General features: G+C 72.0%; 19 protein-coding genes. 10 read left to right on the forward strand and 9 right to left on the reverse strand.

Translation table 11 applies throughout. The annotated features are described in order from the left end of the window. Positions 1-61: 61 nt before the first annotated feature. Both ACFWXC_RS27495 and ACFWXC_RS27500 read right to left on the reverse strand, forming a co-directional pair. Positions 62-1,294 (reverse strand): MFS transporter, encoded by a 1,233-nt coding sequence (locus tag ACFWXC_RS27495; protein WP_384482929.1) that lies wholly within the window; start codon positions 1,292-1,294, stop codon positions 62-64. Between the two features lie 238 nt (positions 1,295-1,532). Further along, the gene (locus ACFWXC_RS27500; RefSeq protein ID WP_384482930.1) at positions 1,533-2,075 is read right to left on the reverse strand and encodes a GNAT family N-acetyltransferase; all 543 of its coding nucleotides are present in this window, start codon (positions 2,073-2,075) and stop codon (positions 1,533-1,535) included. A gap of 183 nt (positions 2,076-2,258) precedes the next feature. Here ACFWXC_RS27500 and ACFWXC_RS27505 point away from each other — a divergent pair, with 183 nt between their 5' ends. After that, positions 2,259-2,906: a hypothetical protein gene (locus ACFWXC_RS27505; RefSeq protein WP_384482932.1), complete on the forward strand. Its 648-nt coding sequence runs from the start codon at positions 2,259-2,261 to the stop codon at positions 2,904-2,906. Positions 2,907-3,022: 116 nt separating this feature from the next. After that, positions 3,023-3,598, forward strand: coding sequence for a sigma-70 family RNA polymerase sigma factor (locus ACFWXC_RS27510; RefSeq protein ID WP_384482934.1), 576 nt, complete (start codon positions 3,023-3,025; stop codon positions 3,596-3,598). Here the strand turns inward: ACFWXC_RS27510 and meaB are convergent. From meaB to ACFWXC_RS27530, 4 genes are all read right to left on the reverse strand, one after another. Further along, positions 3,586-4,584: a methylmalonyl Co-A mutase-associated GTPase MeaB gene (gene meaB, locus ACFWXC_RS27515; RefSeq protein ID WP_384482936.1), complete on the reverse strand. Its 999-nt coding sequence runs from the start codon at positions 4,582-4,584 to the stop codon at positions 3,586-3,588. The two genes, ACFWXC_RS27510 and meaB, sit on opposite strands and share 13 nt — an antisense overlap. After that, positions 4,581-6,755, reverse strand: a complete 2,175-nt coding sequence (scpA, locus tag ACFWXC_RS27520) for a methylmalonyl-CoA mutase (protein ID WP_384482937.1) — start codon at positions 6,753-6,755, stop codon at positions 4,581-4,583. Before scpA ends, meaB begins: the two co-directional genes overlap by 4 nt. Continuing rightward, positions 6,755-8,560: a methylmalonyl-CoA mutase family protein gene (locus tag ACFWXC_RS27525; protein WP_384482938.1), complete on the reverse strand. Its 1,806-nt coding sequence runs from the start codon at positions 8,558-8,560 to the stop codon at positions 6,755-6,757. The genes scpA and ACFWXC_RS27525 overlap by 1 nt, the downstream gene beginning before the upstream one ends. Positions 8,561-8,673: 113 nt before the next feature. Beyond that, positions 8,674-9,171, reverse strand: coding sequence for a MarR family winged helix-turn-helix transcriptional regulator (locus tag ACFWXC_RS27530; RefSeq protein WP_384482939.1), 498 nt, complete (start codon positions 9,169-9,171; stop codon positions 8,674-8,676). 89 nt (positions 9,172-9,260) lie between these two features. Here ACFWXC_RS27530 and ACFWXC_RS27535 point away from each other — a divergent pair, with 89 nt between their 5' ends. After that, positions 9,261-9,776, forward strand: coding sequence for a YceI family protein (locus ACFWXC_RS27535; protein ID WP_384482940.1), 516 nt, complete (start codon positions 9,261-9,263; stop codon positions 9,774-9,776). Positions 9,777-9,819: 43 nt separating this feature from the next. Here ACFWXC_RS27535 and ACFWXC_RS27540 read toward each other — a convergent pair whose 3' ends face one another. Then, the gene (locus tag ACFWXC_RS27540) at positions 9,820-11,535 is read right to left on the reverse strand and encodes a hypothetical protein (RefSeq protein ID WP_384483052.1); all 1,716 of its coding nucleotides are present in this window, start codon (positions 11,533-11,535) and stop codon (positions 9,820-9,822) included. A gap of 292 nt (positions 11,536-11,827) precedes the next feature. Here ACFWXC_RS27540 and ACFWXC_RS27545 point away from each other — a divergent pair, with 292 nt between their 5' ends. From ACFWXC_RS27545 to ACFWXC_RS27560, 4 genes are all read left to right on the forward strand, one after another. Then, positions 11,828-12,217, forward strand: coding sequence for a cell division protein SepF (locus tag ACFWXC_RS27545; protein ID WP_351713306.1), 390 nt, complete (start codon positions 11,828-11,830; stop codon positions 12,215-12,217). Positions 12,218-12,876: 659 nt separating this feature from the next. Continuing rightward, positions 12,877-14,160: an ATP-binding protein gene (locus ACFWXC_RS27550; RefSeq protein ID WP_384482942.1), complete on the forward strand. Its 1,284-nt coding sequence runs from the start codon at positions 12,877-12,879 to the stop codon at positions 14,158-14,160. A gap of 20 nt (positions 14,161-14,180) precedes the next feature. Continuing rightward, positions 14,181-14,489 (forward strand): nucleotide pyrophosphohydrolase, encoded by a 309-nt coding sequence (locus tag ACFWXC_RS27555; protein WP_384483053.1) that lies wholly within the window; start codon positions 14,181-14,183, stop codon positions 14,487-14,489. A 185-nt stretch (positions 14,490-14,674) separates the two neighbouring features. Then, entirely contained in the window at positions 14,675-15,133 is a 459-nt protein-coding gene (locus tag ACFWXC_RS27560; protein ID WP_384482945.1) for a DUF6099 family protein, read from the forward strand. Positions 15,134-15,348: 215 nt separating this feature from the next. On the opposite strand, the gene ACFWXC_RS27565 is transcribed toward ACFWXC_RS27560, so the two are convergent. Continuing rightward, positions 15,349-15,849 carry a hypothetical protein gene (locus tag ACFWXC_RS27565; protein WP_384482946.1) on the reverse strand — a complete coding sequence of 167 codons (501 nt, stop codon included), beginning with the start codon at positions 15,847-15,849 and terminating at the stop codon, positions 15,349-15,351. 307 nt (positions 15,850-16,156) lie between these two features. On the opposite strand from ACFWXC_RS27565, the gene ACFWXC_RS27570 reads away from it, so the two are divergent. After that, entirely contained in the window at positions 16,157-16,324 is a 168-nt protein-coding gene (locus ACFWXC_RS27570) for a hypothetical protein (RefSeq protein WP_384482948.1), read from the forward strand. 104 nt (positions 16,325-16,428) lie between these two features. Here ACFWXC_RS27570 and ACFWXC_RS27575 read toward each other — a convergent pair whose 3' ends face one another. Next, the gene (locus tag ACFWXC_RS27575; protein WP_384482950.1) at positions 16,429-16,608 is read right to left on the reverse strand and encodes a hypothetical protein; all 180 of its coding nucleotides are present in this window, start codon (positions 16,606-16,608) and stop codon (positions 16,429-16,431) included. 240 nt (positions 16,609-16,848) lie between these two features. Here ACFWXC_RS27575 and ACFWXC_RS27580 point away from each other — a divergent pair, with 240 nt between their 5' ends. Together ACFWXC_RS27580 and ACFWXC_RS27585 are read left to right on the forward strand one after the other, a co-directional pair. After that, a complete protein-coding gene (locus tag ACFWXC_RS27580) occupies positions 16,849-17,772 on the forward strand; it encodes an LLM class F420-dependent oxidoreductase (protein WP_384482952.1) in 924 nt (307 codons plus the stop codon). Positions 17,773-17,871: 99 nt separating this feature from the next. Continuing rightward, the gene (locus ACFWXC_RS27585) at positions 17,872-18,810 is read left to right on the forward strand and encodes a DUF4232 domain-containing protein (protein WP_384482954.1); all 939 of its coding nucleotides are present in this window, start codon (positions 17,872-17,874) and stop codon (positions 18,808-18,810) included. The last annotated feature ends 102 nt before the right edge of the window (positions 18,811-18,912 follow it).

The raw sequence follows: 18,912 nt of genomic DNA on the forward strand, positions 1-18,912 counted from the left end.
GAGTGTCGGCCGGCTCGGCGGGGAACCGGGCCCGCGGTTCCCCGGTACGGGCCGCACGGCGTCACGCCGAGCGCTTCGCGCTCGGCCGGCGCTCGGTCAGCCAGTACAGCAGCGCCAGTACCGGCAGGACCGCCCCGAAGAGGCTGACCGCGCTCCAGCCGCCGGCCCGGTAGGCGATCGAGCCGAACTGCGAGCCGAGGGCGCCGCCGATGAAGAAGATCGCGATGAAGGCGCTGTTGAGGCGGGCCCGGGCGAGGGGGTCGAGCTGGTACACGGTGTGCTGGCCGAGGATGAGGCTGGTCTGGACGGCCGCGTCCAGCGCGACGGCCCCGAGGGCGATCAGGAGCACGCTGTGCTGACCGAAGCCGGCTATGACGAAGGCCAGCGCGGCGAGCGCGAACGCGGCACCGGTCATCTTCCGGGTCAGCCCGTGGTCCGCCCAGCGTCCGGCGAGCGGCGCCACGGCCGCACCGGCGGCTCCGACCAGCGCGAACACACCGACACCGACGGCGGAGTAGTGGAAGTACGGCCCGGTCAGGACGTACGAGACGGTGGTCCAGAAGGCGCTGAAGGCACCGAACATCGCCGCCTGGTAGAGGCCGCGGCGCAGCAGCACGGGGTGCGTGCGCACCAGCGCCGCCGTGGAGCGCAGCACATGGTGGTACGGCACGGACGTGGTCGGCGCGTGCCGGGGCAGGGCCAGCCGCAGGGCCACGCCCAGCAGCGCCATCAGGACGGCCGAGCCGAGGTAGACGACCCGCCAGCCGGCCACGCTGGAGACCAGGCTGCTGAGCGTGCGGGACAGCAGTATGCCGGTGAGCAGGCCGCTCATCACCCGGCCGACGATCCGGCCCCGGGCGTGGTCGGGCGCCAGGCTCGCGGCGAACGGGACGAGTATCTGGGCCACCACCGACGTGGCACCGCTGACCAGGGACGCGATCAGCAGCATGGGGAACCCGGTCGCGAGGCCGGCCGCCACCAGGGCGAGCGTGGTGACCGTCAGCAGGGCGGTGATCAGGCTCCGCTTCTCCAGCCGGTCACCGAGCGGGACCAGGAAGACCATGCCGATCACGTAGCCGACCTGGGTGAGCGTGATCAGCAGACCCGCGGTGGCCTCGCCGATGTGGAAGACACCGCGCAGTTCGGACAGCAGAGGCTGGGCGTAGTAGAGGTTGGCGACCGTCATACCGGAGGCGACGGCGAACAGTGCGATCAGCCAGCCCGGCACCCCGTGGGCGGGCTCGGCGGCGTACTTCCGGCGCGGGGAGCGGACTTCGGACGACGACTGGGACACGGGGACCTTCCTCACAGGAGCTGTGACTCTCATCCTGCAGAGCGCTTCACCGCCCGCCATGCTTCCCCTCAGAGGGCGATGGACCGGGATGTCAGTCATCTCCGTCCCAGATGACCGTCCGCGCACCGCGTCCGGGCGTGCGCCGCGAGGTGGCCGGAAGTGCGCGCGGGGTCCACCGCCCGGCGCACAGCCCCCGGCGCGGCCCGGAAGACCAAGCCGTCCTGGGGCCCGGCGCGGCCTAGCTCCCCGAGGCCGGTTTCCAGTCCTCGGCGAGGAGGCCCAGGAGTACCTCGTCCAGGAACTCGCCCATCACCCAGGCCGCGGAGCGCAGTGTGCCCTCGCGGACGAAGCCGTTGCGTCCGGCGGAGCGGAGCATCGCGGTGTTGTCCGCCAGCGTCTCGATCTGCAGCCGGTGCAGGCCGCGTACGACGAAGCCGTAGTGGCACAGCACGGCGACCACGTCGGTGCCGTAGCCCTTGCCGCGGGCGGACGCCAGCAGCCCGAGCCCGATGTGAGCGGACCGGTTGTGGGTGTCGATGCCCCACAGCACCGCGCTGCCCACCAGCGTGCCGCCGTCCAGCTCCACCACGGAGAACGGGACGTGCCCTTCCTCCTCGTCGTCCACCACGAACTGCGCGGCCTTCGAGCCGGGCGTGATCGGCCGCCACGGCCGGCCCTGGGCCCGCGCGTGGTTGACCACGTCGTCGTGGAGCTCGGCCTGCAGGACCGGGATGTCCTCCTCGTGCCGGGCCCTGAGCCCGACCTTGCTGCCCTTAAGCATGCGAGTTTCCTATCCGAGCGGACCGACCGGCGGCAAGCCAATATGAGGGCGGGGCCCCGCGGGCGGCGCGGGGAACGCCGTCGGCTGTGAGCCGGCCCACCTCACCTGTGAGTTGGACACGCCACCTGTGGATCGCCGTGCGCCTCCCTGATGGACCGGCGCCGGCTGCCAGGATGATGCGCCATGACAGCAGGGTGGTGTGCGCGCACGTTACGGGCCGCGGTGTTCGCGGCCGTCTGCGTGCTGCTCGCCGCCCTGGGCCACGTCCTGATGTCCGGCGGCCCGGTGCCCGGCTGGGCCCTGGCGGCCGGCCTCCTGGCCACCGGCGCCCTGGGCTGGTCCCTGGCCACACGGGAACGCGGGCTGCCGTTGGTCGTGTCCGCCGCGGTCGGCGCCCAGACGGCCCTGCACAGCGGCTTCTCCACGGCCCAGGCGTTCACGTCCCAGCGGGTCCCCATGGCCGCCACGCATATGGACATGGCCGGCGACATGGCCGGCATGAACATGGGTCCCGCCCACCTGGCCCCCGTCGCGTACCTGGGTTTCGGCACCGGCGGCACGGCCTCCACCGGCATGCTCGCCGCCCACCTCCTCGCCGCGCTGCTGTGCGGACTCTGGCTCGGCCACGGCGAACGCGCCGTCTTCCGCATCCTGCGGGCCGTCGCCGGCCGCCTCACCACACCGCTGCGCCTGCTCCTCGCCCTGCCCGCCGCACCCGAGCGGCCGCGCCCCCGCCCGCTCCGCCGCCGCTCGGACCGGGCGCCGCGGCTGCTGCTCCTCGTCCACGCGATCACTTCCCGGGGTCCGCCCGTGCGGACGGCTGTCGCCTGACGACAGCTGGTGTTCCGGGGCCGCCCGTGCGCGTCCCGGACGAACACGGCGGCCGTACGCCCGTGCACGCACCAGGGCCGGCCGTTTCCCCCTCACCTTTCTCACAAGGACACCGAGTGATCACTTCCGTCCTGCCCGCACGCCCCGCGCCGCACGAGAAACGCGACGAGTCGATCACGGCCTGGGCGCTCGCGGCCCGCTCCGGAGACGCGGTCGCCGTGGACGCGTTCGTCCGGGCCCTCCACCGCGACGTGCTGCGGTACGTCGCCCATCTGTGCGCCGACCCGCAGGCGGTCGACGACCTCGCCCAGGACACGTTCCTGCGCGCGCTGGGCAGTCTGCACCGCTTCGAGGGCCGCTGTTCGGCCCGGTCCTGGCTGCTGTCGATCGCCCGCCGGGCGGTCGTGGACAGTCATCGGCGCGCCGCCGCCCGGCCCCGCTCGGCGGACGTCCCCGACTGGCAGCTCGCCGTGGAGCGGGCCCAGCCGTCCGGGCTGCCCGGCTTCGACGACGGGGTCGCGCTGCTCGATCTGCTGGCGGCGCTGCCCGCCGAGCGGCGGGAGGCGTTCGTCCTCACCCAGCTCGTCGGGCTGCCGTACGCGGAGGCCGCCGAGGTCAGCGACTGCCCGGTGGGCACGGTCCGGTCCCGGGTGGCCCGGGCCCGCGAGGCGCTCCAGGGTCAGCTGGCCTGAGGCGCGTCGGGGGATTCTCCGAACGCCTTCAGGATCCGCTCGGCGGCCAGCGTCGCCGTCAACGTGCCGTCCCTGACCTGCCGTTCGAGGTCGGGGGCGGCCGCGCGCACCGCCGGATGGGCGGACAGCCGGCCGAGCAGTTCGTCCCGCACCATCGACCAGGTCCAGCCGACCTGCTGCTCGCGGCGCTTCTCGGCGAGCCGCCCGGTGGAGTCGAGCAGCGCCCGGTGCTGCTCAAGGCGCTCCCAGACGACATCCAACCCCGTCGACTCACGTGCGCTGCAACTGAGCACCGGCGGCGTCCAGAACGCGTCCCTGCCGTGCATCAGCCGCAGCGCGCCCGCCAGCTCCCGTGCCGCGGACCGTGCGTCACGTTCGTGCGGGCCGTCCGCCTTGTTGACGGCGATGACGTCGGCCAGCTCCAGGACGCCCTTCTTGATGCCCTGGAGCTGATCGCCGGTGCGGGCCAGGCTGAGCAGCAGGAAGGAGTCGACCATGTCGGCGACCGCCGTCTCGGACTGCCCGACGCCGACGGTCTCCACCAGGATCACGTCGTACCCGGCGGCCTCCATGACCACCATCGACTCCCGGGTCGCCTTCGTGACCCCGCCGAGGGTGCCCGCGCTGGGGGAGGGGCGGACGAAGGCGTCCGGGTCGACCGACAGCCGCTCCATCCGCGTCTTGTCGCCGAGGATCGAGCCCCCGGTCCGGGTGGACGACGGGTCCACGGCGAGCACGGCGACCCGGTGGCCGAGCCCGGTCAGTATGGTTCCGAACGCGTCGATGAACGTCGACTTGCCCACGCCCGGCACCCCGCTGATGCCGATCCGCCGCGCCCGGCCGCTGTGCGGGAGCAGCTCGGTGAGCAGCTCCTGTGCCAGCACCCGGTGCTGTGGCCGGGTGGACTCGACGAGGGTGATCGCGCGGGCGACGACCGCGCGCTTTCCGTCGAGCACACCCTTCACATAGGCGTCGACATCGATCACAGGTCGTGCCCGAGTTCCGCCGACAGCCGCTTCACCAGGTCGTAGGCCGCGTCCGGGATCACCGTCCCGGGCGGGAACACGGCCGTGGCGCCCATCTCCAGCAGGGTCGGCACGTCCTGCGGCGGGATCACCCCGCCGACCACGATCATGATGTCCGCCCGGCCCTCCTCGGCGAGCTTCTCGCGCAGCGCCGGTACGAGGGTGAGGTGGCCGGCCGCCAGCGAGGACACGCCGACCACGTGGACGTCCGCCTCGACCGCCTGGCGGGCGACCTCCTCCGGGGTCTGGAACAGCGGGCCGACGTCGACGTCGAAGCCGAGGTCGGCGAAGGCGGTCGCGATCACCTTCTGGCCGCGGTCATGACCGTCCTGGCCCATCTTGGCGACCAGGATGCGCGGACGGCGCCCCTCGGCCTGGTCGAAGGCGTCGACCAGGGCCCGGGTGCGGTCCACGTTCGGGGACTCGCCGGCTTCGTTGCGGTACACACCGGAGATCGTACGGATCTGGCTCGCGTGCCGGCCGTACACCTTCTCCAGGGCGTCGGAGATCTCGCCGACGGTCGCCTTGGCGCGGGCCGCGTTCACCGCCAGCTCCAGCAGGTTGCCCTCGCCGTCGGCCGCCCGGGTCAGCGCGTCGAGGGCGGCCCGGCACGCGATGTCGTCCCGCTCCGCCCGCAGCCGCCGCAGCTTCTCGATCTGCTGGGCGCGCACCGAGGAGTTGTCGACCTTGAGGACCTCGATCTGCTCGTCGCTGTCCACCCGGTACTTGTTGACGCCGATCACCGGCTGCCGCCCGGAGTCGATCCGCGCCTGCGTCCGGGCGGCCGCCTCCTCCACGCGCAGCTTCGGGATGCCGGCGTCGATGGCCTGCGCCATCCCGCCCGCCTGCTCGACCTCCTGGATGTGCGCCCAGGCCTTGCGCGCGAGGTCGTAGGTCAGCCGCTCCACGTAGGCGCTGCCGCCCCAGGGGTCGATGACCCGTGTCGTCCCCGACTCCTGCTGGATCAGCAGCTGGGTGTTGCGGGCGATGCGCGCCGAGAAGTCGGTGGGCAGCGCGAGGGCCTCGTCGAGGGCGTTGGTGTGCAGCGACTGGGTGTGACCCTGGGTCGCCGCCATCGCCTCCACGGCCGTACGGGTGACGTTGTTGAAGACGTCCTGCGCGGTCAGCGACCAGCCCGAGGTCTGCGAATGGGTGCGCAGGGAGAGGGACTTGGTGTTCTGCGGTTCGAACTGGCCGACCAGCTTGGCCCACAGCAGCCGGGCCGCGCGCATCTTGGCGATCTCCATGAAGAAGTTCATGCCGATCGCCCAGAAGAAGGAGAGCCGGGGCGCGAACGCGTCCACGTCCAGGCCGGCTTCGCGTCCCGCCCGGATGTACTCGACCCCGTCCGCGAGGGTGTACGCCAGCTCCAGATCGGCCGTCGCACCGGCCTCCTGGATGTGGTAGCCGGAGATCGAGATGGAGTTGTAGCGCGGCATCTTCTGCGAGGTGAAGGCGAAGATGTCGGAGATGATCCGCATCGACGGCTTCGGCGGATAGATGTAGGTGTTGCGGACCATGAACTCCTTGAGGATGTCGTTCTGGATGGTCCCGGCCAGCTTCTCGGGCGGTACGCCCTGTTCCTCCGCCGCCACGATGTACAGCGCGAGCACCGGCAGCACGGCGCCGTTCATCGTCATCGACACGGTCATCCGGTCCAGCGGAATCCCGTCGAACAGCTGGCGCATGTCGTAGATCGAGTCGATGGCCACGCCCGCCATGCCGACGTCACCGGTCACCCGCGGGTGGTCGCTGTCGTACCCGCGGTGGGTGGGCAGGTCGAAGGCGACCGACAGGCCCTTCTGACCGGCCGCCAGGTTGCGCCGGTAGAAGGCGTTGGACTCCTCGGCGGTGGAGAAGCCCGCGTACTGGCGGATGGTCCAGGGCTGGTTGACGTACATCGTCGGGTAGGGGCCGCGCAGATACGGCGCGATGCCCGGGTACGTCCCGAGGAAGTCCAGGCCCTCCAGGTCACGGCCGGTGTAGAGCGGCTTGACCCCGATGCCCTCCGGGGTCTCCCACACCGGGGCCTCGCCGCCGGTGGCGTGCTTGACGGCCGTACGCCACTCCGCGTCACCGCCCTCGGCGACGGGGGTCCCCAGCTCGATGCCGGAGAAGTCGGGGATTCCCATCAGGACACTCCCATGCGGTCAAGGGTCTCGGACAGCACGGCCACGGCGTCGCAGCCCGCGAAGACGTACGCGTCGATGCCGGCGTACTCGCCCCGGCCCGCGAGGAACACGTGCCGGGCACCGGCCGCCTTCAGCGATTCGGCGGTTCCCGAGGCCTGTTCGGCGTAGAGCGCGTCGCTGGAGCAGAGCACCGCCTCGGTGGCGCCGCTCTCCTCGAAGCTGCCCTCGGTGACGGGTTCGATGCCGCCGGCCTGGAAGAGATTGGCGGCGAAACCGGCGCGGGCGGTGTGGGCGGCGGCCGGGCCGATCGTCGCCAGGTAGATCCGGGGGCGGGCACCGGTCGCCGCGAGGTGCGCGTCCGAGCGGGCGCGCAGCTCCTCGTAGGCCTCGTCCCGGCGCACCCGGGGGAGCCCGCCGGACGGCGGCTCGGGGGCGGGTTCGCGCACCGGCGGCTTCTCGGTCAGGAGCGGGAACTCGCTGACACCGGTGATGGGTTCGCGGCGCCTGGCGAGCTTCTTGGAGCGCTCCGCCCAGGTCGTCGCGAGGTCCGTGCGCAGCCGGCCGGAGCGCAGCACGGCCGCCTGGCCGCCGTCCCGCTCGATGGACCGGAAGAACTCCCATCCCGCGTGGGCGAGTTCGTCGGTGAGCCGCTCCACGTACCAGGAACCGCCCGCCGGGTCGATGACCCGGGCCAGGTGCGACTCCTCGACCAGGATCGTCGAGGTGTTGCGGGCGATGCGCCGGGCGAACGCGTCCGGCAGGCCGAGCGCGTGGTCGAACGGCAGCACGGTGACCGCGTCGGCGCCGCCCACCCCGGCGGCGAGCGTGGCGACCGTGGTGCGCAGCATGTTCACCCACGGGTCGCGGCGGCTCATCATCACCGGCGAGGTGACCGCGTGCTGCACCTGGGCGCCCGCGTCGGCGGCCCCGCTGACCTCGGCGACCCGCGCCCACAGCCGGCGCGCCGCGCGCAGCTTGGCGATCGTCAGGAACTGGTCGGCGGTCGCCGCGTACCGGAACTCCAGCTGCCCGAGGGCCTGTTCGATGCCCATCCCGGCCTCGGTCAGCTCCCGGAGGTAGGCCACCCCGGTGGCCAGTGAGGCGCCCAGCTCCTGCCCGGCCGAGCCGCCCGCCTCGTGGTACGGCAGCGCGTCCACGGTCAGTGCGCGCAGCCCCGGGAACTCCTCGGCGCAGCGCCGCGCCAGTTCGACGACGGGAGGGAAGGGGAGGGCGGTGCCGGTACGCGCCTCGTACCCGAGCGGGTCGGCGCCCAGGTTGCCGCGTACGGCCTTGGGATCGACGCCCTTCTCGGCGTACAGCCGCAGCAGCTCGGCGGCCGCCTCCGCCGTCTCATGGCCGGCGTCGAGGACGACCGGGGCCAGGTCGAGGTAGACGCCGTCGAGGGCGCCGGCGAGGCCGGACACCGGGATGCCGCCCTGGCCGACCAGCAGCCAGAGCGAGGTGACGCCGTTCTCCAGATCGGTCAGGACCGCGCCGTCGGGGGCGGCCGCGTGCCGCTGCCTTATGTCCCAGCCGCCCCCGGTGCCGCCCTCGGGCCGGCCGCCGCGCACATACGGCGCGAAGCCGGGCAGGCCGGGGTCGGGCGCCGTGTCGCGCGCGGTGTAGAGGGGACGGGTGCGCAGCCCGTCCTCCAGCGTCGTGGACAGAGCGTCCTCAGCGGCCTCGCCCGAGACTTCCCTGCCCGACTTGCGCAGCACACCCGCCACGAGGTGTTGCCACTGCTCGTGCGTCGCGTCAGGGAACTCGGCGGCCAGTGAGAGCCCGTCGTCAGGCAGGACCGTCATGCTCGGATGCTAGGGCAGACCGCCAAAAGTGCACGGGTGACGGGGCTGTGACCTTGCCCTCTCCGTGGTTGTGACCTGAGCCTCCCACGGGTGCAGTGACCAAATTCGTGTGGTCAGAGCGGGTCGTCCGCGAGTTCCGGCATCAGCGCGCACAGGGCCTCGCGCTGCTCCGGTCCGATGACGTGGGCGAACGCCTGCCCGACCGTCTCGGCGAGGGCGCCGGAGGCGTCTTTGAGGAGGCCCCGGGCCTTGTCGGTGAGGGCGACCTCGATGCCCCGCTTGTCGTCGCAGACGGCCTTGCGGGTGACCAGGCCGGCGTGCTGGAGGCAGGCGATCTGGTAGGTGAGGCGGGTCTTGGGGCGGCCCAGCAGCGCGGCGATCCGGGTCATCCGCAGGCCCTCGCGCGGCTGCTCGGCCAGCAGGCACAGGATCAGGAACTCGTCGTGCGAGACGTCCAGCGTCCCCTTCACGACCGACCGCAGCCGCTGCTCCACCGCGCCCGTCGCGGCCAGCAGCAGCATCCAGGCGCGCAGTTCGTCCGGGAGCAGCCCACCGCCCGCTTGGGACGGGCATTCGGGCAGCTCTGCGGGGTGTTCCTGGGCGGCGGCCATGGCATCGAGTCTACCTGTTGTTCAAATTTGGATATTGGGCTAGCGTGAGGTCATCCAAATTTGAACCATCAATCGATCGGAGCACGGCCATGACCGTCACCGTGGAAACCGGCCTCTGGCAGCTCGACCCGACCGCCTCCGCCGTCGCCGTCCGGCACAAGACCTTCTGGGGCCTGGTCGCCGTCAAGGGCACCTTCACGGGCGTCACCGGCCGGGGCGAGGTCGCCGCCGACGGCAGTGCCACCGGAAGCCTGACGATCGACGCGGCCTCCCTGGACACCAAGAACAAGAAGCGCGACGACCACCTGCGCTCGGCCGACTTCTTCGACGCCGCGAACCACCCGGAGATAACCTTCGCGGTGCGCGGTGCCGAGCGGGGCGCGGGCGACGCGGTGCACGTCGACGGTCAGCTGACCGTCCGGGGCATCAGCAGGCCGCAGCAGGCCACCGCGAAGCTGGTCTCGGCGGACGCCGACGGGCTGACGCTGGAGGTGGAGTTCACCGTGGTGCGCGAGGAGTTCGGGGTCACCTTCAACCAGATGGGCATGATGGGCGGCCCGACCACGGTGACCGCCACCCTCCGCTTCACGCGCGCGGCGGCCTGAGCAGTCCTTCCGCGTCCCGCGGGTTTTTTTGTGTGAACGGCTGCTACCCGACCGTCCTGCGCAGTTCGACGTCCTGGCTGGACAACGTCTGCGGATCCGCCGTGAAGGCGCGCAGCCGGATCCGGGTGCCCGGCTTGGCGGGGATGGCGAACCGGCCGTTCGGCGGCCGGAGTTCGATGCTCGCCGTGCCGTGCCCGGGAATCGTCGCCGGACCCCGCATCAGCAGCCAGTACCTGCTCATGCCCTGGCCGGTGGTGAGCGTGTAGTGCGGGGTGAGCGGGGCGCTCCCGGTGTTCACCACCTTCAGCGTCATCGCACGGACCACCGCGGCCGACCGCTCGGCCCGGCGCAGGGCGGTGATCTCCATCCGCAGCGGCGGCCTGCCGGACACCGCGAGGGCCGCGCTCACCAGGGCCGGGATGAACAGCAGGACGACCGTCGCGACCAGGACGGGCCGGCGGCGGGGCCCGGTCAGGAAGGCCGGGCGCGGCTGCCAGGCGCGCTCGAACTCCGGCAGGGGCGCGGTGACGGCGGCCGCCAGCCACAGCGGGGTCATCAGCAGGTAGTAGCCGTCCTGGGAGCGGGTCGCCAGGAAGAAGGCGAGCCAGGGCAGCACGGTCGCGACCGGGCCGAGGCGCCGTACGAACAGCACGAACAGGGCGAGCAGGGCCGCCGCGAGCAGCATGCTGGCATGCGAGTACCAGGCGATGCGGTCACTGCCGTTCGTGAAGTACAGCGTGACGTCCACCAGGCCCTGGCCGTGCACCACGGCGCCCTGGGTCAGCGGCAGCGCGATCCCGCCCAGCCAGCGGCCGGGCTCGGACACGATGAAGTACGTGTTGATCAGCAGCCAGACCGTCACGGCGACGCCGACGATCCGCAGGACCAGCAGAGCGGCCGCCCGGCCGCCCAGTTCCCCGCGCCGCACCGCGTAGATCCCGGCCAGCAGGAACGGCGTGACGAACCACGGCAGTTGCTGCGCCGCGCACGTGGCGCCCAGGCACGCGGCCCGGGCGATCCCGGCCGTGCCCAGCCGGCCGCCCGCGCCGGTCCGCGGCCAGCGCACCACCACCGGGATCAGCAGGGCCAGCCCGATGATCGCCGGATAGCCGACCCGGGCGTACGTCGACAGGAAACCGAACCCCAGGCAGGCCAGCGTCGCCGCGGACCGCCACGGCACCGGGAGCATCCGCCACAGGGTGACCGTGCCGGCGATCAGCGCACCCGTGCACACCGCGGTCGCCGGGGCGCCGGAGTGGCCGAGCCACAGCAGCGGGACGGTGAGCAGCGGGGCCAGCGGGGGATAGCCGTACGTGTAGTCGTAGCCGCCGCCTATCGTCGGCGTGAGGGCGATGCCCGTGCCGTGGAACAGCCAGGGCCAGGGCTGCCCGTAGACGGCGTGGCCGGCGACGAGTTCCCTGGCGGCCTGGGTGGTGAGGGCGCCCTCGTCGCCGCCGTTGTGGTTCAGGGCCCAGGCGCACAGGGCGAGGGTCACCGCCGTGACCAGGACCAGCAGGTCCAGGCGGGCCAGCGACCGGGTCCTGCGGACCGTCAGCGTCAGTACGCCGGTCACCAGGATCGAGGCGTAGCAGAGGGAGATCAGGGCCGCCAGGACCAGGTGGTGCGTCGCCGCCTGCGTCCACACCGACCGGGTGCCGATGAACAGGCCGATGTCGGCGAGGAGGGTCAGGACGCGATGCCACGGGGCGGGGGCTCCGGGACCCTCGGGATCTCCGGGATCCCCCGGGGCGGCGGACACCGCCGACTGTGTCCGCCGGTCGGGTGTCACCTGCTGTGTTTCTGCCAAGTGCACGCACTGGACCGTAATCCCGGGTGGTGAGCGGGGCGCCGCAGGAGGAGAAGAGTCCGGTGTGAGGGCGGTAAGAAGCCCCCAATGCGCGGCAATTGACCTAATAGTGACAATATTGCTTGTTCCACGCATGAGCGCCCACAGTCGTTCGCGCTTCGTGTCGCTGTTGGGCTGAACGGGTGACTTGGCGTAAGAATTGGCTGGTGCAGGCATCGAGTGCGAGTCAGGTCGGGGGGAGCCGGTGAGCCGTTACGACGTCACCGATGAACAGTGGGAGGGGCTCGCCCAGGTCGTGCCGCTGCGGGGCCGGGACGCGTGGCCGTCGGCGGTGGGCCACCGGTCGCTGCCGGACGCGGAGACCGAGACGCGGCGCCGTTTCGTCGTGCTGCGGGTGAACGTCTTCGCCGACGCGCGTGAGGTGGCCGAGACGCTGATGGCGGGGATACCGGTACTGCTCGACCTGACCGGTGCGGAGACGGAGACCGCCAAGCGCGTCCTCGACTTCAGTACGGGCGTGGTCTTCGGCCTGGCCAGCGGGATGCACCGGGTGGACCGCAACGTCTTCCTCCTCACCCCGCCCGGCACGGAGGTCAGCGGGCTGATGGAGGGCGCGGGCGTCTCGGGCGGCTGAGGACCACCCCGGCCGACGAGCGAGACGCCGCACCTCCGACACCGCCTTCTTGACGGAGGAACGGCGCGGCCGACTGGTCTCTTCGACGGAGGGGGTTGCGGTTGGCGCGGCCTTCTCGGTGGAGGGGGTTGTGGCCGGCGCGGTCTTCTTCGGCGGAGGGCGCGGTGGTTGGGCGCGGTCTTTTCGCGGAGGGGGTTGCGGTCGGCGGACCTCTTCGGCGGCGGGGGGCGGTGGTCGCCGCGGTCTTCTCGGTGGAGGGGTGCGGTGGTCGGCTGGGGCTGCTTGGCGGAGGGTGCGGTGGTGATCTTCCGCTCGGTGGTCGGTGCGTCGGTCACGGGGCAGGTGCGCCCTCGTCCCCCGATCGTAGGAAGGTCCCGACGACGGAACGGTTCACCGGTCGCCCGGAGCCCTACGGTCCGCATATGCCCGTGTCCTCCGCCTCGCCCGCGTCCCGCCCCTCTCCGTCCGCCGGTTCCGCGCCAGGCGATACGCCGACGCCACCGGAAGCCGCGCTGCCACCGGCACCACCGAGCGCCCCGACGACCTCCGACGCCCCTCCGCCCGTACGCGCTGACGGTCCGCCGCTCAAACGCGCTGACGGCCGTCCGTCCCAACGCCCCGACGGCCCTCCACCCAAACGCCCCGACGGGCCCCCCTCCGTGACGCCCGCCGGGCCGCGGCAGACAGTCCCTCGCGCCCGGTCGGCCCGCCGAGCAGCACCGCCGACCGCGGGGACCGCCGGTCCGCCCACCGCGGCATCGTCCGCCCGCCCGGTCGGCGCCCCCTCCGTCCCTCCCGCCCCCACGGGCCCCGCAGCCACGCCCCGGCGCGATCCTCGGCCCCGGGTCACCGAGCTTCGGCTCTCTGCCTTTGCGCGGCATCGTGGGGCGAGTTTTCCGCTCGGGCGGGTCACTCTTCTCGCCGGGCCCAGCGGCAGTGGGAAGTCCGCTGTGCTCGCGGCCTACGAGGCGCTGGCGCGGCTGGGGGGCGGGGCCTCGGTCGCTGAGGTGTTTCCCGACCCCGTCGCGCTGGTGCCGGAGCGGGCGCGGCCCGACGCACAGCGGCGGCGGGGATTTCGCATCGGGTGTACGGCCGACGGCGCCGAAGGGCCCGTGCGGCTCGATGTCGCCGTGCAGGCCGAGCCCGAACTTCGCATCGTGGGTGAGCGGTTGACCGCCGGCGGCCTCGTGCTGCTGGAGACCGCCCTGCGCGACCCCGGGCGCCGGGCCGTGCAGGCCGCCTGGCACACGGCGGGCAGTTCCCCGGTGACCCGGGCCCCGCTGCCCGACGACCGGCTCGGTACCGCCCTGCTGCCGCTGCGCGTCGCCGGGAAGACCGACGGCCAGCGCCAGGTCCTCGCCGCCGCCGAGCAGATGGTCGTAGCCCTGCGGTCCGTGTTCGCCTGCGACCCGCGCCCCGAGGGCATGCGCACCCCCGTCCTCACCGGCTCAGGGCGGCTGCTGCGCGGTTGCGACAACCTCGCCGACGTGCTGTGGCGCACCCGTTCCGAATGCGGCCGCCGGCACGGACTGCTCGTCGACGCGGTACGCACCGGCTGCGCCGGCCCCGTGACCGACCTGCTCGCCGAGCCGCTCGGCGACGGCACGGTACGGGCGCTGCTCGACCGCGGTGACGGCCACCGCTCGGAGCTGGCGCGGCTCGGCGACGGCGAGCTGCGTTACCTCGCCCTCGCCCTGGTCCTCTTCACCGGCCCCGGCGTCCTGGAGGTCGACGCACCCGGCGAGGTCCCCGACGCCATGCGCAGCCTCACCGTCCTCGCCGACGGCTTCGACCGCTGCCTCGACCCCCGCCAGCGCGCCGAACTCCTGCGCACCGCGGTCCTGATGGGCGAGCGCGGCCACATCCGCTTCGTCGGCGCGGTGAGCGACGCGGCCTGGGCCGCCGAAGCCGGGGCGAGCACAGTGGTACACCTGGACGCGTGACCGACGAAGCACCCCTCGACATGGCGAAGCTCCAGCACCGGCTGGCCGAGTTCGCCGCCGCCCGTGACTGGCAGCAGTACCACACGCCCAAGAACCTGGCGGCCGCCCTCAGCGTGGAGGCCTCCGAACTGGTGGAGATCTTCCAGTGGTTGACCCCGGAGGAGTCCGCCCGTGTGATGGACGACCCCGACACCGCCCACAAGGTCACGGACGAGGTCGCCGACGTCCTGTCCTATCTGCTCCAGCTCTGCGGAGTCCTGGACATCGACCCGCTGGCCGCGCTGGACGCGAAGATCGAGCGCAACGAGAAGCGGTTTCCGCCCGCCTGACGCAGGGTCATGGAGGGGGTTCGGCACTCCGATATAACGCTAGGTAGCCAAAACCCCGCCCGAATCCGAATTGTTGTCCACAGATTTCCCTCTTCCCCTGGCTCCACGTCTCATATGCCCTCACTCTGGGTAGTGAACTACTGAGTGCTGCAAGGCAGTTCGGACCGACGGGGACGGGGCGACGGATGGACGCGATGCGGCTCATCATGGCGAGCAGACGGGCGCTGGCGGGCGGCGCCGGCGTACCGGAAATGATGACCGAGGTGTGGCAGGCCCAGGCCCTGGCCCAGGCGATCGGCAGCCGGCTGGCGGTGTCAGGACCGCCCGAGCTGCGTGGCGAGGCTCTCGGCCTCACCGAGCTGGCGGGCCGGGGCTGCGGGATCCTGGGCGCCCCTGACCTGGACCCCGGCACCCTGCGTGCCGCCCAGCTCACCGAACTGGACGACGCCCGTGCCACGCTTCTCTCCCTCGGCGGCCTCCTTGCCGAGGTCGGCATCACGCTGGTCGGCTTGGCCAGCGCCGCGGCCGACGAGGCGACGTACTGGCAGTGCATGGAGGCCATCGACGCGGCCGACGAATCCCGCGACCGTGTCCTGGAGATGCTGCGCAAGCTGGCGGCACGAGAGGAAGTCCGCGACGGCTGACCTCCGGTGGCGGCCGTGCAGGAGGTCGGAAAGGGTTCAGGACCTCGAATTGCAGCTTCTGCTCTTACGCGTGATGAGGTCGCGCGATGCGTCCGGCCTCACCACGGGTACGGATTTGCTTCCGGTAAGCTCGTCATTCGGCACGCTGTCTCCAGGTGGACGTTCCGTGTCCACCTGAGGACAGCGTTCTTTATGGATTCATGCCGATGGCAGCGTCAGAATCGTCCGGCGCGGTCCGCGTGCTGGGTGTAGGAGCGGGCGTCGGCATCACGGTACTGACGCCCGTGGCCGGAGCCGGTGTCGAATCGGCGGTCCCCGTCCGAGCGATCCGACCGGTCCTGTCGGTCCCAGCCCCAGCCCCAGCGTCCGTCGCGGGCGTCGTCCCGGTACTTCCCGGCGTCCTCGTGACGGTCGCGGTTGTAGGAGCGGTACCCGTCACGCTCGTAGCCCCAGCTGCGGTCGCCGCGACGGTGCTCGTCACGGTCGTGGCGCCGGTCGCGGTCGGTGTTCCGCCGGTCCTGCCGGTCGTGGTTCCAGGCCCGGTCCGCGCTGTGCTCGCTCTTGTGGTGCGTGGCGGATTCGGTGCCGACCGTGATGGCGGAACGGGTGGGCTGGGTCGCGGCCGATGCCGCGCCTCCGGCGGCGAACAGGACGCCGACCGCGACGGCGACCGAGGCGAATGCGGCACCGGCGCGACGCGCAATCTTCGTTTCCATGATTTTCTCCTCTTGATCACGCGATCCATGGCGTGGAGATCGCAAGAGTCTTCTTTTGAAGGCCCTTGCGACACTACTACTGGGTATCCAAGGCTCTCGCCAAGGTGGGCGTGATGTATGCCATGTCCGAAAAATCCGGCGTGCCGGAATATTCCATTGGCTTCGACCGGCGGGAATCGCACCGGTGGTCATGAGCACAGAACTGAGGAGCATCGCTGGTCGCTATTGCTGCGAAAGCCGAAGGGTTCTGTTCGAGCGACAAGCGGCCGCCACCAACTGGAGGGGAGTTCGAGTCCCGTCGGCCACCGTGCCGGGCGTCCTCCGGGCGGTCGACCACGCCCGGCACGTCTTCGACGACGCCGACTCGATCGCGCTGTGCCTGAGGACCCGGCGGACCCGGCGCGAGGGCGCCGTCTTCGGCACGGACGCCCAGAACCTGATCGGTCACGCGCGCCGGGTCCTCACCATGGGCTGACGACTGGTCATGTCACGCAGCCGGAGCGCCCCGTGAGTCGGCGGTGGTGCCGGGCCTGCGGGCGCAAGCGCCGCGCGGGGGCGTGATCGAGCCCCGCCTGCCGGCTAGTCGCTCGCGGCGCTGCGCGAACACTCCTGGGATTCGGAGGCGGCGAAGCCCGTTTCCTTGTGGAGGTCGGACAGGTCCGCGTTCAACGCCGCCATGAGTTCCTCCATCTGCTGGAGCAGCCCCTTCGGCCGACCGGCGGCGGGGTCACCCTGCTGTGGAACGGACTCTTCGGACAAGACGGCCTCCTCGGCCCCCCGGCCCACCACAGGCGGGCCTCACAACGACGCGCGACGGCGAGGACCGTCCGGCGCGGGTGCCGGACGGCCCGGCTCCTCCCAGCAAACGATCACCGCAGAGGCCGGTCACTGGCCCGCCGCGCCCCCGCCCCGCCGTTGACGATATTCACCCTGGCGGGGACGCGCGCGACGGCCGGTGCCGATGCGGTTGACGGGACCACGGCCGTGCAGGATGGACGCATGGACCTTCGCATCTTCACCGAGCCCCAGCAGGGCGCGAGCTACGACACCCTCCTCACCGTCGCCAAGGCGACCGAGGAGCTCGGGTTCGACGCCTTTTTCCGCTCTGATCACTTCATGAAGATGGGCGACGTGGACGGCCTGCCCGGCCCCACCGACGCCTGGATCACCCTGGCCGGTCTCGCCCGTGAGACCAAGCGGATCCGCCTCGGCACCCTCATGACCGCGGGCACCTTCCGGCTGCCCGGCGTCCTCGCCATCCAGGTCGCGCAGGTCGACCAGATGTCCGGCGGCCGGGTCGAACTCGGCCTCGGCGCGGGCTGGTTCGAGGAGGAGCACAAGGCGTACGGCATCCCCTTCCCGAAGGAGAAGTTCGGCCGCCTGGAGGAGCAGCTGGCGATCGTCACCGGGCTGTGGGAGACCAAGCTCGGCGAGACCTTCGACTTCCACGGCACCTACTACGACCTCACCGACTCGCCCGCGCTGCCCAAGCCCGCCCAGGCGCGGATCCCGGTGCTGATCGGCGGCCACGGCGCCACCCGCACCCCGAAGCTGACCGCTCGGTACGCGGACGAGTTCAACATGCCGTTCGCCTCGATCGAGGACAGTGCGGCCCAGTTCGGCCGGGTGCGGGCCGCCGCTGAGGCGGCCGGCCGCAAGGGCGACGACCTGACGTACTCCAACGCCCTCGTGGTCTGCGTCGGCAAGGACGACCAGGAGGTCGCCCGCCGCGCCGCCGCGATCGGCCGCGAGGCCGACGAGCTGAAGACGAACGGCCTGGCCGGCACCCCGGCCGAGGTCGTCGACAAGATCGGCCGTTATGCGGAGATCGGCTCGCAGCGCTTCTACCTCCAGGTCCTGGACCTGTCGGACCTGGACCACCTGGAGCTGATCTCCGCCCAGGTCCAGTCGCAGCTGTCGTAGCCGGTCCGGGCCGCGCATCCGGTCAGCTGTGACGCGGTTGTGACCGGAACTATGGCTTCCACCACACCCGTTCAGGGTTCGCCCTGATGAGGTGACCGGATGCGCAGACCCCACCCCCGTCTCCTCGTCCCCGCCGCCGCCCTTCTCCTGGCCACGGCGTGCGGCGCGGAGCACGCGGACACCGGCCGTGGCGCCGGCGCGGACGTCCCGGCACCCCGCGCCACCGTCACCGACCCGCCGGTGGACGGCGTCCGGATCACCTCGGTCACCATCCCCTCGGCCTCCCCGAGCCCGACCCCGTCCGTCACCCCGGGCCGGGTACACGCGGACCCGCTGACCGTGCCCGGCGACTCCGGCATCTCCGCCGCCTACCAGGTCACCAACGACGGCGACGAAGCCATGACCTACACCGTGCTCTTCGACTTCACGACGGACACCGGCGCGGTCATGGACAACAAGGAGGTGACCGTGCCCGGGGTCCAGCCGGGCCGGAGCACCGGCGGAACCGTCGACCTGGGCGTGCTCGCCCCCGGCGCGTCCCCGGTGACCAGAGTGAAGGTCGCCAAGGTCACCAAGGTGCCCGCCGACGAGGCACCGGCCCAGACGGGTGCCTGTCCCTCATCGGGAGTGCGGCTGTGGGCCGACGACGGCGACGCCGCGATGGGCCTGCGCGTCGTCGGACTCCACCTGGAGAACTGCGGGAAGCGGGACTACGCGCTCGACGGCTATCCGCAGCTGAGCCTCCTGGACGACGACCGCGAGCCCGTCGACGGGATACGCATCCTGCACGGCGGCGCCGCCATCGCTACCGGAACCGGCTTCGACGAACCGCCCGTCCCCCTCGTCCTGAAGCCCGGTGAGACCGCCCTCTCCGGCCTGATCTGGCGCAACACGACACTGGCGGGCACGGCGGTGAACGTGCCCTACGTCCGGGTCCTGGCGAAACCGGGCGCCGCGCCCGTCACGGTCACCCCGGGCCTGGATCTCGGGACCACGGGGAAGCTCGGCGTCGGCGCATGGAAGCGGGCCGACCGGTAGCGCGAAAAAAATTCCGCGGCCCCGGACGGCGACCCTCTGTACGTTGGAACCGCGCACAAGCGCACGACCAGCGCTTTCGCACTCTTTCCGGACCCTTTTCGA

The organism is Streptomyces sp. NPDC058683, from assembly GCF_042716195.1.
Lineage (GTDB): Bacteria > Actinomycetota > Actinomycetes > Streptomycetales > Streptomycetaceae > Streptomyces.